Below are 15267 nucleotides of genomic sequence, written 5' to 3'. Positions count from 1 at the left end.
ATGCCTCCTTCAGACATCGGGGGTTCCTGTCCCCGCGGTGACGGCCTTGTGCGCCCAACTGCCCGGCACGTGGGCCTCGGCCGGGTGGGCGAAGGGGACTCCGTCCCCGGGGCGGTGGCGCACCGGCGCGTGGGAGAGGAGTTCGAGGTAGATGCCGCGGAATGCGGCGAGGTTCTGTTCGACGGTGAAGAGTTCCAGCGCGCGGGCACGGGCCGCGGCACCGAGCCGGTGGCGGCGCTCGGGGTCCCGGAGCAGCGCGAGACAGGCGTCGGCGAGTGCGCGGGGGTTGCGCGGGGGGACGACGAGGCCGGTGCCTCCGATGATCTCGACGACGGCGCCGACGTCGGTGGAGACGGTGGCCCGGGCGCAGAACATCGCTTCGACGAGGCTGGCGGGGAAGCCTTCGACGAGGCTGGACAGGACGACGATCGCGCCGGAGGCGTAGGTGTCCTCCAGGGTGGGGGCCTCCGGGTCGCCGAGTTCCTCGAAGGAGACGGGGTTCTCGCCGACGGCGTGCGCCCCGGTGGCCTCGTCGGGGAAGAGCTGGGCCGCGAGCCCCTTGCAGTGGGCGAGGTAGGCGCCGGCACCGGGATCGGGGGCGGGCACGGCCACGATCCGCAGCCGGGCGTCGGGCTGCCGGGACCGGATCTCGGCGAAGGCGTGCAGGAGGGCGATGAGGTCCTTGGCGGGTTCGACCCGACCGATCCAGACGAGGGTGGCGGGGTCACCGCTCCCTTCGTCTTCGCCGACCTCGGCGAAGCGGTCGGCCGCCATGCCGGGGTGGACGGTGCGGATGCGGGCGCGGTCGGCGCCGCAGCGTTCCTGCCAACGGCGGGCGTGGGCGTTGCCGGGGGTGAGGAGGGCCGCCTGCCGGTAGGTTTCCGCGGCGAGCCGGCCGTGGAAGGCGGCGAGCAGGGCGCGCAGCGGGGCGGAGAGGTCGGCGCCGGCCGGGGAGAGGTAGTGGGTGCGCAGCGGTACGCCGTACTCGGTGACGAGCAGCGGGGTTCCGAAGAAGCGTTTGACCAGCAGGCCGGGGAGGGCGACGGCGCCTCCGGCCGCGGCGTGGCAGAGGTCGACCGCACCAAGCTCCTCTTCCCCGTACCAGTCGAGGGAGAGCGGGCGGAGGAGGCGCTCCAGGTGCTCGGCGAAGGCGAGGTGGTCGGAGAGTCCGGCAGCGGCGGCGCCCCGGCGTGCGCCGGGCGCGCGGCAGGCTGACTCCAGCGCACGGACGGCGTCGTCGGAGCGGAGCGCCCCGGGCAGTCCGCCGCGCTCCCGGGCCAGTTCGGCGAGGGCGTAGAGCCCGGTGGCGAAGGAGGCGTCCTCGCCCTCGGCGCAGATCCCGGTGACGAGCCGACGGTAGGCCTCCGCGAAGCGGCGGCGCTCGTGACGTCCGTGGTGCCGGCGGGAAGCGCGGTGCTCGGCGGGGCCCTTCGACGCCGCGGGAACGCCGGGGGCGTCGGGTCCGCCGAGGTCGGCGGTGCGGACGATCCGGGCGTTCGGCGGCAGCGGAAGGGGGCGACCGGTCCCGCCGAGGGCGTAGAGGTCGAACTGGTGCTGCCCGAGCCCGCGTACGAGCCGTTCGCACCAGCGTCCGGCCTCACCGACGGCGTACGGGTAGCCACCTTCCGTGAGCAGTCCGATCCGCACGCGTACACCCCCGATCTCCCTTGACGACAGCCACCGTTGGCCCGATGACTCGCAGCGGGAAGAACGTAAGCGGAGACACCGGTGGTGCGACGGACGGTTGTCCGCCGCACCACCGGAAGGGGTGAATGCACGTAACTTTCCCACCGCGGTCGCGTTCTGTCGCGCTACGCGGGGAAACGATCACCGAGGGTCACGCATCAGCCACCCCCGGCCTCGCACTCCGTCCCGTCGCGCGGAACGGAGCGCGACCGGACGACCCGTCAGCTACCGGGGTACACCCAGGGGTTGAGACGGCACTTGATCCCGTCGATCTCCAGGGTCTTGGTCTGCTGCTGCATCACGGGGGCCAGCGCACCCGGCGTGCGGCAGTTCTGGTGCCCGTGTCCGAGCCGGTGCCCCACCTCGTGGTTGATGAGCATCTGGCGGTAGGCGTACATCGCCTTGGCGCCGAAGGTGTCCGCACCCTTCGCCCAGCGGAAGGCGTTGATCATCACGCGCTGGGTGGAGGCCGAATCGCAGGACACGTTGTCGACGGTGGTGTCGAGCCCGGACTTCGCGCACCACACGCCGGTGGTCCCCGGGCTGGCGAGGGTGATGACGAACTCCGGGTCCCCGCTGGAGATGCGCTCGAAGGTCATGTCGCCCTGACCGGCCCAACTGCGCTTGTCGTTCAGGGTCTTCTGCACGGCGTCGGCGAAGAGCTTCGCGTCGAGGGGGATCCCCTTCTCGACGTCGACCCGGTAGCGGACCAACCGCCCCTTGCCGGGCGCCTCGTCCAGCCCCGGGACGGCCTCGAACTCGCCGGAGCCCTTCAGTTCCGGGTCGATCGGGAACTGGCGGGTCATCAACTGCTCGTACGTCGGCGGAGTCTCGGTGGGGGCCGGCATCTCCGGCAGGGTCCGGTCGTCGGAGCGGGAGGCGGAGCTGTCGTCGGCGGGCCGCTCGGCCGGCTTCTCCACGGCGGGTGCGGCAGCGGTGTCGTCGTTCCGCTTCGCGACCTGCCCGGCGACGACGACGGCGAGGACGGTGGCGACGGCAGCCGCCGCGACCCCGGTGACCGTGCGGCCGAGACCGCCCCGGCCGGCCCGGGCGTCCGCTCCCCCCGCCGTCTCGGGGCCGTCGGCGACGTCCTCCCTGCGGGGTGCGGGAACGACGGGCCCGCGGGGGTCGTCCCGCTCGGGCACGAAGGTCCGCGGTGCGCCCCGTCCGGGACCGGACGGTGCGAACCGCGGGGTGGAGGCCTCCTCGTGCTGGGGATGGCCGCCCCGTACGGACGGTTCGTAGAGGGGCACCACGTGCGCCGGGGTGCCGGGCGTGCCGTGGGCGGGCCCGTCGAAGGTCACGCCGTACCCGGGGGCGCCGCGGGCGGGCGCGGCGCGGCGGGCAGCACCGTACTGGGGCGTGCCGTGCGCGGGCGTGCCGTACATCGGCGTGCCGTGCGCGGGCGTGCCGTCGGCTTCCTGGTCGGGACCGCCGACGGGCCTGCGGCGACGGCCCGTCCCCGGCGCCGCCCCCGTCTCACCCGCCCCCGGTCCCGCTGCCGTCCGTCGTGCGGCGTCGGTCACCGGAGGTGCGGCGCCCTTGCGACTGTGTCGTCCCACGCCCCGGATCAGCTCCCGTCGTCATCTGCGATCAGGTCCCGGACGGCCCGAGCGACCGTCTCCGGGTACTCCATCATCGCGACGTGCCCCGCCTCGGGAAGGCTCAGCAGGCGCGAACCCCGGAAGGCGGCGGCAGCCTTCCGGGCCATCCGGTACGAGACGAGTCGGTCGCGCCCACCGTAGACCAACAGGGTCGGGGCGAGGACCCGTTCGGCCTGTCGCCACAGGCCGTGCTGCCCGCCGAGGGTGTAGGCGTCGACGATGCCGCGCGAGGAGCGGGCCATGGCGTCCCAGAAGTAGGGGAGCTCAAGTCGCCGCTCCATCTCCTCGACGGCGTGCCGGAAGCCCTCCTCCGTGACCCGGCCGGGATCGCCGTAGCAGAGCGAGAGGACGCCCTTGACCCGCTGCTCGGCCGTCCACTCCTTGGTGAGCTTCGCGAAGAACGGGGCGGCGCCGGGGACCGCGAGCAGCGCGGTGGGCCAGGCGGTGCGCTGGGCGCGGAGCTCGGGCAGGGCCGGGGAGACGAGGGTGAGGGTGCGGACGAGGTCCGGTCGGACCGCGGCGACCCGGGTGGCGACGGCGCCCCCCATCGAGTTGCCGAAGAGGTGCACCGGGCCGCGCCCCGCGGCGTCCAGGAACCGGATGACGGCGCGGGCGTGTCCGGTGACCGAGTAGTTCCCGTCGTCCGGCGGCGGGGAGTCGCCGAAGCCGGGCAGGTCGACCGCCTCCCCGTCGACGAGGTCGGCGAGCAGCGGCATCAGGGCGGACCAGTTCTGCGAGGAACCGCCGAGACCGTGGACGTACAGCGCGGGCGGCAGACCGGACCGGTCGCCCGACCGGCCGCGCACGGTGAGGGTGAGTCCGGGCAGTGCGACGGAGCGGAGTTCCTCGCCGTCGGCCACCCGTACGGCGCGGGTCCGCGACGCGGAGGGTGCGGCAGCGGTACGGGTTTCCGGCAGCTCGGTCGAGGACATGGCCGCAATATTACGAGACGATCACGCGGCGATGCGTGTGGGTGCCGTCACAGGTGCGTGTGCGGCACGACGCGTTCGCTCCTACGCTCAAGGGGAGGGCCATCGGGAGCACCGCGACCCGCCCCCCCTGGAAGGAACCGCATGACTGCCGATCCGAGCGAGCCGGACACGTTCACCGAGGAAGAGGACGCCGTGCTGGACCAGGAGATCCCGGAGGCGGACGCCGCCGAGCAGCACACCGAACTTCAGCAGCGCGAGGACGAAGAGACCACTCACCTGGAACGCGACTCGGCCAACGAGGCCGACGCTTCGGAGCAGAGCCGGGTCGTCGCCCTGGACGAGGACGACTACCGCTGAACGACGGACTGCCGCCGTTTTGTTCGGTTTAATCTTGAATCGACTGTCGACCCGGGCGTCCGGTCCGTGAAATTCTGCGTTCGCACCGAGCACAGCCGGGTTACCCAAAAGTACGATGGCGGCGCGGCGCGACAGCGCACATGGATCGATATGTAGGAGGCCGCGGTGAGCGCCATCGAGCAGACAGAGGCAGCACGCCCACGGGGCACGCGCCTGCCGCGACGTGCCCGACGGAACCAGCTGCTCGGCGCGGCCCAAGAGGTCTTCGTCGCCCAGGGGTACCACTCCGCCGCGATGGACGACATCGCCGAGCGGGCCGGCGTCAGCAAGCCGGTGCTCTACCAGCACTTCCCCGGCAAGCTGGAGCTGTACCTGGCACTGCTCGACCAGCACTGCGAGTCCCTCCTGCTCGCCGTGCGCACGGCCCTGGCCTCCACCACGGACAACAAGCTCCGGGTCGCGGCGACCATGGACGCGTACTTCGCCTACGTGGAGGACGAGGGCGGCGCGTTCCGGCTGGTCTTCGAGTCCGACCTGACCAACGAGCCCGCCGTGCGCGAGCGCGTGGAACGGGTCAGCCTGCAGTGCGCCGAGGCCATCTCCGACGTGATCGCCGAGGACACCGGCCTGTCCAAGGACGAGTCGATGCTGCTCGCCGTCGGCCTCGGCGGCGTCTCCCAGGTGGTCGCCCGCTACTGGCTGTCGAGCGACTCCGGCATCGCCCGCGACAAGGCGGTCGAACTGCTCACCTCGCTCGCCTGGCGCGGCATCGCGGGCTTCCCGCTGCACCCGGCGGACGGTCAGCTGAGCGCCGAGGGCCACTGATCGTTCCCCGGTGCTGTTCGCTCCTGGCGTGCGGCGGCTGACCCTTGCGGGTCCCCTCTCCGGGCTAATGTGTGCAGCGTACGGCGCGGGTCGTCCGCGCAATGCTGACCGTTCGGAGGGACATAGCCGTGGAGGTCAAGATCGGCGTGCAGCACGCACCCCGGGAGATCGTTCTGGAGAGCGGACAGTCCGCCGAGGACATCGAGCGCGCGGTGGCCGACGCGCTGGGCGGCAAGGCACCGCTGCTCAGCCTCTCGGACGAGAAGGGCCGCAAGGTCCTCGTCCCGGCCGAGAAGATCGCGTACGTGGAGCTCGGCGAGCCCAGCGTGCGTCGGGTGGGTTTCGGCGCGCTCTGAGTTCCGAACCCGGTTTCTGACGCGAAGGGCCCGGTGGACCGTTCCGGTCCACCGGGCCCTTCGCACGGGGTCGGTGCGGCGCGGTCCACCACGCCCCTCGGTGGTGCTTCGGGGGCTCCTCGACGGCGCGTACGTCCACGTCAGGGCGTACGGGAGGATTGCACCGAGGGCGCTGGGGGTAGGAGGGCTGTGACCACCCCACCCGCCCCGCACCCCTCGCGAGGTGATCCGCCGTGTTCCTGGAAGCCCTCGGCTCCGCCCTGCTCGGTTTCGCCCTGGCCTGGGCAGCCGTCCAGTGGTTGGCCGACCGCCTCCCCGGCCGGGGGAGAGTCCTGATCACCGGCGCCCTCGGTGGGGTGTTCGGTGCCCTCGTCACACACGGCGCACTCGGCCCCGGTCACTTCTTCGCCACCCTCGTCGGAGCGGTGGTGGTGGCGGCGGTGCTGCTCTCCTTGCTGATCCGCCCGGCCTCGCGGCTGCGTCGATCAGCGGCGGCGTGAACAGCGCCCGCCCCGCACTCCTCGTACGTCGCGCTACGCGGCCAGGCCCAGCGCGGCCATGCGCTTGGTGTGCGCCTCGGTGATCCGGGAGAACATCCGCCCCACCTCTGCCAGGTCGAAGCCGTCCGCCACCCCGCCCACCAGCATCGTCGAGAGGGCGTCGCGCTCGGCGACCACCCGCTGGGCCTGGGAGAGCGCCTCGCCCATGAGGCGACGCGCCCAGAGCGCGAGCCGGCCGCCGACGCGCGGATCGGCATCGATCGCCGCACGGACCTTCTCGACCGCGAAGTTGCCGTGGCCGGTGTCGTCGAGCACCCCGAGGACGAGCCCGCGCGTGTCGGAGTCGAGCCGGGTCGCGACCTCCCGGTAGAAGTCGCTGGCGATCGAGTCGCCCACGTACGCCTTGACCAGGCCCTCCAGCCAGTCCGAGGGGGCCGTCTGGCGGTGGAAGTCGTCGAGCGCCTTGGCGAAGGGCTCCATGGCCGCGGTCGGCTCGGTCTCGACGGCCGCCAGGCGGTCCCGCAGCCGCTCGAAGTGGTGGAACTCGGCCGAGGCCATCTTCGCCAGCTCCGCCTTGTCCGCGAGGGTCGGCGCCAGCTTGGCGTCCTCGGCGAGCCGTTCGAAAGCCGCCAGCTCTCCATAGGCGAGGGCACCGAGGAGGTCGATCACGGCGGCGCGGTACTGCGGCTCCGCGGAAGCCTCCGCCCAGTCCTTGGCGGCGATCCCGGTGGGTGTGGCGTTGTCAGGCGTCTCCATGAAGCGCACAATAGCCCGCCCGCGCGACCCGGGAAGGCCCTGGTCAATCAGTGTGACCGTGCCCTCATCACCAATTCGCCCAACACACATGCGCGAATCCGGGGTACAGTGGTAAAGCGCCTGCTGAGTATGCGGACATGTATTCGCACGTTCGGACGTATTCGGTGGGCCGACTCATGAATGAGGATGCCCGGTCGGTGGCCCGATCGGCTCCGGCCCGACAGCCCTTCCGGCGGACCCGCGGAAGGGTCACCCTCAGCGGTACGACGCTCGAGCGACGGCAGTGGTCCCGTGCCACCCGGCGGTGATCTCCCCGATCCCCCCGGAAGATCCCGGCACGGTACGACCCCCATCGTTCGCCTCGCGCCGCGTCTCACAGAAGAGGCAGCACCCTGACTACGACTTTCCGAGAGCTCGGAATCCTTCCCGAAACGGCCGAGGCCCTTGAGGCAGTCGGCATCGTGAATCCCTTTCCCATCCAGGAGATGACCCTTCCGGTCGCCCTCACCGGCACCGACGTCATCGGCCAGGCCAAGACCGGCACGGGCAAGACCCTCGGTTTCGGCCTCCCCATCCTGGAGCGCGTCGTCGTCCCCCTGGACGCCGAGGCCGGTCGGGTCGAGCCCGAGCAGCTGACTGACGCCCCGCAGGCGCTCGTCGTCGTTCCCACCCGCGAGCTGTGCCAGCAGGTCACCAACGACCTGCTGACCGCCGGCAAGGTGCGCAACGTCCGCGTGCTCGCCATCTACGGCGGCCGTGCGTACGAGCCGCAGGTCGAGGCGCTGCAGAAGGGCGTCGACGTCGTCGTCGGCACCCCCGGCCGCCTCCTGGACCTGGCCGGCCAGCGCAAGCTGGACCTCTCCCGCGTGAAGGTCCTCGTCCTCGACGAGGCCGACGAGATGCTCGACCTGGGCTTCCTGCCCGACGTCGAGAAGATCATCAACATGCTTCCGGTCAAGCGCCAGACCATGCTCTTCTCGGCCACCATGCCGGGCGCGGTCATCGGCCTCGCCCGCCGCTACATGTCGCAGCCCACCCACATCCGGGCCACTTCGCCCGATGGCGAGGGCGCGACCGTCGCCAACATCACCCAGCACGTCTACCGTGCGCACTCGATGGACAAGCCGGAGATGGTCTCCCGCATCCTGCAGGCCAGGGGCCGGGGACTGGCGATGATCTTCTGCCGCACGAAGCGCACCGCCGCCGACATCGCCGAACAGCTGGAGCGTCGCGGCTTCGCGTCCGGCGCGGTCCACGGCGACCTCGGTCAGGGCGCCCGTGAGCAGGCGCTGCGCGCCTTCCGCAACGGCAAGGTCGACGTGCTCGTCTGCACCGACGTCGCCGCACGCGGCATCGACGTCGAAGGCGTCACCCACGTCATCAACTACCAGTCGCCGGAGGACGAGAAGACCTTCCTCCACCGCGTGGGCCGGACCGGCCGTGCGGGCGCCAAGGGTACGGCGGTGACGCTGGTCGACTGGGACGACATCCCGCGCTGGCAGCTCATCAACAAGGCCCTGGACCTCGACTTCAACGATCCGGTCGAGACCTATTCGACCTCCCCGCACCTCTACGCCGACCTGGACATCCCCGAGGGCATCAAGGGCGTCCTGCCCCGCGCCGAGCGGACCCGTGCCGGTCTGGCCGCGGAGGAACTGGAGGACCTGGGTGAGCCCGGTGGTCGCCGTGGCCGTGCGCCGAAGGCCGCCGCGCGGACCGAGGAGCGCCCGGCCCGCACGCGGACCCCGCGCCAGCGTCGCCGTACCCGTGGCGGCAGCGAGCTCACCGACGAAGTGACCGTGGCGACCCCGGTCGTGGAGGCCCCGGTCGTGGAGGCCGTGACGGACGAGGCCCGCGCCGAGTCCGCACCGCGCACCCCGCGCCGTCGCCGCCGCACCCGCACGGGTGCTTCGGCCGCGGCCCCGGCGCCGGTCGCAGTCGCCGCTCCGGTCATCGCGGAGCCGGCCGCCGTCGAGGCGCCGGTCGTCGAGGCCGCCGCTGCGGCTCCGGCGGTCCGGGCACCGGCCGTCGAAGAGCCGAAGGCTCCCCGCCGCCGGGCGCGGACCGCCGCCCGTCCGGAGGCCGTGACCGCGGCTCCGGTCGACCGGGCCCCCGTGGCCTCCCAGCCCGCTCCGGCCCCGGCGCCGCGCCGGCGCCGCGCCCGGGTGGCGCGTCCGGTGGACGAGACCGTGACCTTCCAGACGCCCGAATCGGCCGCCATCGCCCTGATGTCCAGGCCGATCGTCGAGACCGCTCCGGTCGTCGCCGAGGAGCGGCAGGTCGAGGAGCCGAAGAAGGCCCCGCGCCGCCGCACCGCCAAGAAGGCCGCCGTCGTGGAGCCGGTGGCCGTCGTGGAGCCGGTGGCCGAGCCGGTCGCGGAGATCGCCCCCGCGCCGGTCGTGGAACCCACGGCAGCAGCCCCGGCCATCGAGGTTCCGGCGCCGCGCCGCCGCCGTGCGGCCCGCCGGCCCGCCGGCCCGCCGGTGACCGCCGAGGCCCCGGTCGTCGAAGAGCCGGTCGTCGAGCCGGTGGCCGCGCCGGTCGTCGAGGAGGCCGCGCCCCGTCGTCGTCGTACGGCCCGTCGTCCTGCGGGTTCTCCCACGACCGCAGGGTCGACCGGCGAGGTCATCGTCGTGGCCGCCCCCGTCGCCGAACCCGTGGTGGAGGAGGCCCCGAAGAAGGCCGCACCGCGCCGCCGGACCGCCAAGAAGGCCGTCGCCGAACCGGTCCTCGAAACCACCGAGGCACCGGCGACCGACGAAGCCCCCAAGAAGGCCGCACCGCGCCGCCGCACCGCCAAGAAGGCCGTCGCCGAACCGGTCCTCGAAACCACCGAGGCACCGGCGACCGACGAAGCCCCCAAGAAGGCCGCACCCCGCCGCCGCACCGCCAAGAAGGCCGTCGCCGCCGAGTCTCCGGACGCTTCCGCCCCGAAGACCGCACCGAAGGCACCGGCCCGTCGTCGTACGACGAAGAAGGCGGCGGACGCCGTGGTCGAGTCGCCGGCGACCGAGGAGGCCCCCGAGAAGGCCGCTCCGCGCCGCCGCTCCACCAAGAAGGCAGTGGCCGAGCCGGAGGGCTGATCCGCGTCCGCGCCGCCCGAGCGGCCCGGTCCCCGTCACACGGGATCGGGCCGCTCGGGCGCATCGGGCCCGTCCACGTGCAGCGCTCCCCTCGGACTTGCCCCCCGACAGGGACCGTGACGACCCGGCTCTCCCCCGGCCGCACGTCTCTCGCTCCGGGCCCGCACGGCCGTCCTCCGGGCGCGCCGTTACAGTCCAGGTATGAGCAAGCCCCGTTCCCTCGTCCTGCCGCCCCGCACCCGCGCCCGTCGGCTGGAGACCGCGCGTGGCCGCTTCGCCGTGCTCGACACCGCGCCCTCGGGCGAACGGCGGGGTACCGCCCTGCTCCTGCCGGGGTACACCGGCAGCAAGGAGGACTTCCTCGCCCTGCTCGGCCCGTTGAGCGAGGCCGGGTACCGGGTGGTGGCCGTGGACGGACGCGGTCAGAACGAGACGCACGGGCCCCGGGGCCGGGCCGCGTACCGCCGCAAGGCGCTCGCCCTCGACGCGGTGGCGCAGGCGGCGGCCTTGGGGGACGGGCCCGTCCATCTGGTGGGCCACTCGTTCGGCGGCCTGGTGGCGCGTGCGGCGGCCGGGGTCGCGCCGGGCGCCTTCCGCTCGCTCACCCTGCTCTCCTCGGGGCCCGGTCGGGTCGCCCGGCCGCAGCGGATCCGCCTGTGGGTGCTGCGCGCCTCGCTGACGTTGTTGTCGAAGGAGCAGGTCTGGCAGGCGATGTGCTGGCTGGACGATCGGGGCGAGGAGCCGGACACGTATGACGCTCCCGAGCTCGCCGGTTTTCTGCGGCGGCGCTGGATGCGTACCCGGATCGCCCAACTCTCAGGCGCAGGAAGGCTCTTGTTGAGCCGCGAGGACGGTACCGAGCAGTTGGCGGCGCTGTCGATGCCGCTGCACTTCGCCTACGGCTCGGACGAGATGGTCTGGGCGCCGGCGGAGCTCTCCGTGGCCGCGGCGCGCACCGGTGCCCACCACACGGTCGTGGCGGGTGCCGGTCACTCGCCGAACGTGTCGCACCCCGAAGAACTGACGGTGCGCCTCACCGGTTTCTGGGAGCGGGCGACCGCTCCGGCCCGGGTCAGTACTGCGCCTTGAGGTGCTGCCAGAAACCGTCGCGCAGCGCGCGCCGGAGCGAGGCGTGGCCGCGCAGGGAACGGCTGAGCAGGCGTTCGGCCTCGACGAGCAGGTCCTGGTCGACCGGTCCGGGGAGGTAGGGCGCGCCCGGTAGGAGTTCGGCGAGCCGGTCCCGGCCGCGCTCGGCGAGCCAGGTGGCCGCGATCTGGGCGCCGACGAAGCGCACCTCCTCTCGGGAGGGCGGCGGCTCTCCCTCGTTCTCGTACGTGGTGACCGGGCGGCGCGTGACGTAGGGACGGCAGAAGTCCAGCTCGAAGGTGCGCTGACTGTCGACCTCCCAGAGGAGCGCCTCGGCCTGGTTGCGCCCTTCGGCGGCCTCGATGCCCCAGAGGTGCACGCGCGCCCCGTAGCCCTGGGCCGCTTCGACGGCCGAGACGAGGTCCTCGTCGCCGCCGACGAGGGCCGCATCGCTGATGGCCCGGTGGCGGGCGAGGGACTCCAGGTCGCTGCGGATGAGGGAGTCGACGCCCTTCTGCTGGTTGTTGGCGTTGAGGTTGCCGAGGCGGACCTTGACGTCGGGCAGCTCGGCGATGGCCTGTTGTTCGGGCGTGTGGATCCGGCGCCGGGCCCCGTCGTACCAGTAGACCCGGAGCAGTCTGCTGTCCGCGAAGATCGTGCGGGCCTTGTCGATGAAGGCTTCGATCAGGCCCTCGGCGTCGAGGTCGAAGGAGCGGCGGTCCTCGGTACCCGCCACCAGCAACCCGGCCGCAGCATGGACGTAACCTGCGTCGACGAAGATGGCGTGGGTGGAAGGGGTCTTGGCCACTTCGGCCAGCATCCGCTGGAGGAGCTCATTGGTGCGCTCCAGGCGGGCGTCGAGCGCGTGGAGCCGTGCATCGGCGTCGTCGGTCCGAGTGTCCCCGGTGCCGTTGTCGTTCGTCCGAGCGCCGTTGGTGTCGTTCACCTGAGTGGTGTCTGCGTCGTTCATACGCGGCTCATTGTCCGCCGCGACGGGGCCGGCCGCCACACCCGCCTACCAGCCAGTAGTTAGGCATCCAAAAAATTTCCTTAGCGTAAGGAATGTTTGCAGGGTGCATCTCGTTGAACCCGTACGTAACGCAGTTCTCCATCTGGAGGATCAACTCAGACGAAGGGAGAAGCCCGTGCGCTTCGAAATCCTGCGACTCGACGACATCGACGGCACGCCCGTCGACCGGACCGTCGTGGACGCCTCCTCCGTCAACAGGATCGTGCAGCAGGCCGCCGCGATCGGCCAGCGCATCTGGATCCGACCCGCCGAGACCTCGGCCTCGTAACACGGCGGTTCCACACCACGCACCGCGCCCCCGTACGGACTTCGCAGAAGCGGAATCCGTACGGGGGCGCAGTGGCGTCCGGGGAGGTTCGCAGCCCCTCAGGAGCCCTGGATCACCTGGGTGATGCCGTTGATGATCTGCTGCACGGCAATGGCGGAGAGCATCATGCCGGCGAGTCGGGTCACCAGGACGACACCGCCGTCCTTGATGACGCGGATGATCACGAGCGAGTACCGCATGGTCAGCCAGAGCACGACGTGCATGGCGGCGATGGCGGTCCAGACGGAGACCTGCGAGGCCACGCCGTCGGCGTTCTGCACGGCGAGGATGACGGAGACGATGGCGCCGGGCCCGGCGAGCAGGGGCATCCCGAGCGGCACCAGCGCGACGTTGACGTCCTTGGTCTGCTTGGGCTCGTCGGTCTTCCCGGTGAGCAGGTCGAGCGCGATGAGCAGCAGCAGCAGACCGCCGGCGATCATCAGCGCGGGGACGGAGACGTGCAGGTAGTCGAGGATCTGCTGCCCCAGGAGACCGAAGACGGTGATGACCCCGAAGGCGACGGTGACGGCCTGCCAGGCCATCCGGCGCTGCACCTTGACCGGGCGGCCGGAGGTGAGGGCGAGGAAGATCGGGGTGATCCCGGGCGGATCCATGATCACGAAGAGGGTCAGAAACAGCGAGCCGAAGACGGCGACGTCGAACACGGTGGGGTTGCCTTGCGCGAGAGGTGGAACGGTGGGGTGTGTCCCCGCAGACCGGAATGAAAGATTCCGGCACCAGGGCGGGGAAGGGGACGCCGGGGCACGGCACCGAGCCGTGCGGGCGGGGTGGGGCGGGGCAGGGCGAGCGCGCCCCTCAAGGGGCGACGGCCGGGCAACGGCTGCCGGCCGCCGTCACGGGGAGGCGGCGGAGAAGGGCCCTGAAGGGGTCAGCGGACTCCCCCGGCACCCGGCACGGGGAAGGCCCCTGCCGCGCGACGGGTGATCTCGCCGTAGATCTCGGGGTCGGTGGTGTACTCACCGAGGCGGCAGGTCTTGCGGCTGCCGTGGTAGTCGCTGGAGCCCGTGCCCAGCAGGCCGAGCTCCTTCGCCAGCCCGCGCAGCCTGGCCCGGGTCGGCTCGTCGTGGTCCATGTGGTCGACCTCGATGCCGTCGAGTCCGGCCTCGGCGAGCCTGGCTATCGACGCCTCCGGCAGCACCTGACCGCGCTTCACCGCGAGCGGGTGGGCGAAGACGGTGACCCCGCCGGCGGCCTTGACGAGGCGGATCGCATCGACCGGGTCCAACTCGTGCTTCTCGACGTACGCGCGACCGCCGTCGGCGAGCCAGTCGGACGTGAAGGCCGCGGACACGTCCGGGACCACACCGAGCTCGACGAGCGCTTCGGCGACGTGCGGGCGCCCCACGGAACCGTTGCCGGCGATCCGGGCGACCTGCTCCCAGGTGACGGGGACGCCCAGCTCCCGGAGCTTGTCGACCATCCCCCGGGCGCGCGGCACCCGGTCGTCGCGCACCAGCTCGCGCTCGGCGAGGAGCGCGGGCTCCTCCGGGTCGAAGAGGTACGCGAGCATGTGCAGCCCGATCCCGTCCATCCGGCACGACAGCTCGGCACCGGTGACGAGAGTCAACCCCTCGGGCAGTGCGGCGATCGCCTCGGCATGGCCCCGCGTGGTGTCGTGGTCGGTGAGCGCGACGACGTCGAGTCCGGCCGCAGCGGCGTTCCTGACCAGCTCGGCCGGGGAATCGGTGCCGTCGGAGGCCGTGGAGTGGGTGTGCAGGTCGATGCGCACGACGCGGTACTCCAGGGACTCGGCACGGACGAGGGACGCTCCAGCATAACGGGCGAATCGAACGCTCCCGTACGGATCGCCACCGGCAGGACGGCCCCGGGACCGGTCGGCGACGGCGCGGGCCGGGGCGTGTCGCGAAAGCGACTCAGGCCGCCCCGAGGACGGGGCGGGGCGGGGCGAGAGGGGCTTCGCACCACGGGCTAGTGCAACAACCTCGGGGTGAGTGCGCCACAGGGCAGCAGCTCGACCTCTGCGCCGGCGTCCCGGAGGTCCGTCAGGACCAGCTCGTCGTACATCAGGAGGCCGGACTGCTCGGGCCAGACGATCGCCCACAGCCACAGGCCGCGCGCCTCGCCCGCGAAGACCGCGCGGTCCTGGGGGGCACCGGTCACGTGCCAGAGCGGGGTGGGACGCCCGGCGGCGAGCACCTTGGCCTGCGGTGGCTTGTCGATGGCCATGCAGGAACCGGGGTCCAGGCCGTCGATGCCGGCGTACCGGGCTCCGAGCCCCACGCCGAGCTCCTCGGCGACCAGGAGCAGCTCGCCGATCCCGCCGAGCGGCCCGGGCCCGGAGCAGGCGACGGCCGTCGCACGCCCGCCGCTGCGGTCGTCACCGGCGTACGTGACGCCCGTGAAGAGCCAACCGACGGGCAGGGGCCACGGCATCCACACCGGGACGTGGGACCTGTGCACCACGACCCCGAGGCCCTCGACGCTGGGCGGGATCACGGGCTGGAGCGGGTGCACCGAGCCGTGCACGTCACACTGCCAGGAGTCGGCGAAGAGACCGGGCGCCCTGACCCGGCCACCGCACTTCGGACAACTGGGTTCGCCCCTCATAGGGCTCAACGGTCCTAGCTCTTCCGTCCCGCGTCAAGGATGACCACAGACGATCACCCGTCCGGCGGGAGTCGTTCACCCCCCGTAGACGTACGCGCTCCCCATCGGCGGTTGCGAGCGCCCGGGCGGGGCGCCGATCCGTCGAACGGCCGGGGC

At 72.4% G+C, this 15267-nt stretch carries 15 protein-coding genes; 7 read left to right on the top strand and 8 right to left on the bottom strand.

The window, feature by feature from the left end; genetic code table 11:
* Positions 1 to 9: 9 nt before the first annotated feature.
* The 3 genes from ACFW2Y_RS07755 to ACFW2Y_RS07745 form a co-directional block, all read right to left on the bottom strand.
* Positions 10 to 1647 (bottom strand): DUF3492 domain-containing protein, encoded by a 1638-nt coding sequence (locus ACFW2Y_RS07755; protein ID WP_384875035.1) that lies wholly within the window; start codon positions 1645 to 1647, stop codon positions 10 to 12.
* A 260-nt stretch (positions 1648 to 1907) separates the two neighbouring features.
* Positions 1908 to 3248: a DUF3152 domain-containing protein gene (locus tag ACFW2Y_RS07750; protein ID WP_384875034.1), complete on the bottom strand. Its 1341-nt coding sequence runs from the start codon at positions 3246 to 3248 to the stop codon at positions 1908 to 1910.
* Positions 3249 to 3256: 8 nt separating this feature from the next.
* The gene (locus tag ACFW2Y_RS07745) at positions 3257 to 4222 is read right to left on the bottom strand and encodes an alpha/beta fold hydrolase (protein ID WP_384875031.1); all 966 of its coding nucleotides are present in this window, start codon (positions 4220 to 4222) and stop codon (positions 3257 to 3259) included.
* Between the two features lie 141 nt (positions 4223 to 4363).
* Between ACFW2Y_RS07745 and ACFW2Y_RS07740 the strand changes: the two genes are divergently transcribed.
* The 4 genes from ACFW2Y_RS07740 (at position 4364) to ACFW2Y_RS07725 (ending at position 6260) form a co-directional block, all read left to right on the top strand.
* On the top strand, positions 4364 to 4579 hold the full coding sequence (locus tag ACFW2Y_RS07740) for a hypothetical protein (protein ID WP_384875029.1): 216 nt from the start codon (positions 4364 to 4366) through the stop codon (positions 4577 to 4579).
* A 165-nt stretch (positions 4580 to 4744) separates the two neighbouring features.
* Positions 4745 to 5404 (top strand): TetR/AcrR family transcriptional regulator, encoded by a 660-nt coding sequence (locus ACFW2Y_RS07735; RefSeq protein WP_384875026.1) that lies wholly within the window; start codon positions 4745 to 4747, stop codon positions 5402 to 5404.
* A 128-nt stretch (positions 5405 to 5532) separates the two neighbouring features.
* Entirely contained in the window at positions 5533 to 5760 is a 228-nt protein-coding gene (locus tag ACFW2Y_RS07730; protein ID WP_384875023.1) for a DUF3107 domain-containing protein, read from the top strand.
* A 233-nt stretch (positions 5761 to 5993) separates the two neighbouring features.
* Positions 5994 to 6260 carry a hypothetical protein gene (locus tag ACFW2Y_RS07725; protein ID WP_384875020.1) on the top strand — a complete coding sequence of 89 codons (267 nt, stop codon included), beginning with the start codon at positions 5994 to 5996 and terminating at the stop codon, positions 6258 to 6260.
* A 33-nt stretch (positions 6261 to 6293) separates the two neighbouring features.
* On the opposite strand, the gene ACFW2Y_RS07720 is transcribed toward ACFW2Y_RS07725, so the two are convergent.
* On the bottom strand, positions 6294 to 7016 hold the full coding sequence (locus tag ACFW2Y_RS07720; RefSeq protein ID WP_384875017.1) for a ferritin-like fold-containing protein: 723 nt from the start codon (positions 7014 to 7016) through the stop codon (positions 6294 to 6296).
* Positions 7017 to 7501: 485 nt separating this feature from the next.
* Here ACFW2Y_RS07720 and ACFW2Y_RS07715 point away from each other — a divergent pair, with 485 nt between their 5' ends.
* Together ACFW2Y_RS07715 and ACFW2Y_RS07710 are read left to right on the top strand one after the other, a co-directional pair.
* Positions 7502 to 10099 carry a DEAD/DEAH box helicase gene (locus ACFW2Y_RS07715; RefSeq protein WP_384875015.1) on the top strand — a complete coding sequence of 866 codons (2598 nt, stop codon included), beginning with the start codon at positions 7502 to 7504 and terminating at the stop codon, positions 10097 to 10099.
* A gap of 201 nt (positions 10100 to 10300) precedes the next feature.
* Positions 10301 to 11188: an alpha/beta fold hydrolase gene (locus ACFW2Y_RS07710; protein WP_384875014.1), complete on the top strand. Its 888-nt coding sequence runs from the start codon at positions 10301 to 10303 to the stop codon at positions 11186 to 11188.
* Here the strand turns inward: ACFW2Y_RS07710 and ACFW2Y_RS07705 are convergent.
* Positions 11172 to 12155, bottom strand: a complete 984-nt coding sequence (locus ACFW2Y_RS07705) for an NYN domain-containing protein (RefSeq protein WP_384875012.1) — start codon at positions 12153 to 12155, stop codon at positions 11172 to 11174. The genes ACFW2Y_RS07710 and ACFW2Y_RS07705 overlap by 17 nt on opposite strands.
* 175 nt (positions 12156 to 12330) lie before the next feature.
* On the opposite strand from ACFW2Y_RS07705, the gene ACFW2Y_RS07700 reads away from it, so the two are divergent.
* Positions 12331 to 12483 (top strand): hypothetical protein, encoded by a 153-nt coding sequence (locus ACFW2Y_RS07700; RefSeq protein WP_017239951.1) that lies wholly within the window; start codon positions 12331 to 12333, stop codon positions 12481 to 12483.
* 98 nt (positions 12484 to 12581) lie between these two features.
* On the opposite strand, the gene ACFW2Y_RS07695 is transcribed toward ACFW2Y_RS07700, so the two are convergent.
* From ACFW2Y_RS07695 to ACFW2Y_RS07685, 3 genes are all read right to left on the bottom strand, one after another.
* Complete coding sequence (locus ACFW2Y_RS07695) at positions 12582 to 13187, bottom strand: MarC family protein (protein WP_384875010.1); 606 nt, start codon at positions 13185 to 13187, stop codon at positions 12582 to 12584.
* 224 nt (positions 13188 to 13411) lie between these two features.
* Positions 13412 to 14272, bottom strand: coding sequence for a PHP domain-containing protein (locus ACFW2Y_RS07690; RefSeq protein WP_384875008.1), 861 nt, complete (start codon positions 14270 to 14272; stop codon positions 13412 to 13414).
* Between the two features lie 200 nt (positions 14273 to 14472).
* A complete protein-coding gene (locus ACFW2Y_RS07685; protein WP_384875005.1) occupies positions 14473 to 15111 on the bottom strand; it encodes a DUF6758 family protein in 639 nt (212 codons plus the stop codon).
* Between the last annotated feature and the right edge of the window lie 156 nt (positions 15112 to 15267).

This window comes from Streptomyces sp. NPDC058877 (assembly GCF_042742855.1).
Taxonomy (GTDB): Bacteria; Actinomycetota; Actinomycetes; order Streptomycetales; family Streptomycetaceae; genus Streptomyces.
This window is presented reverse-complemented; position numbering and strand designations above follow the sequence as displayed.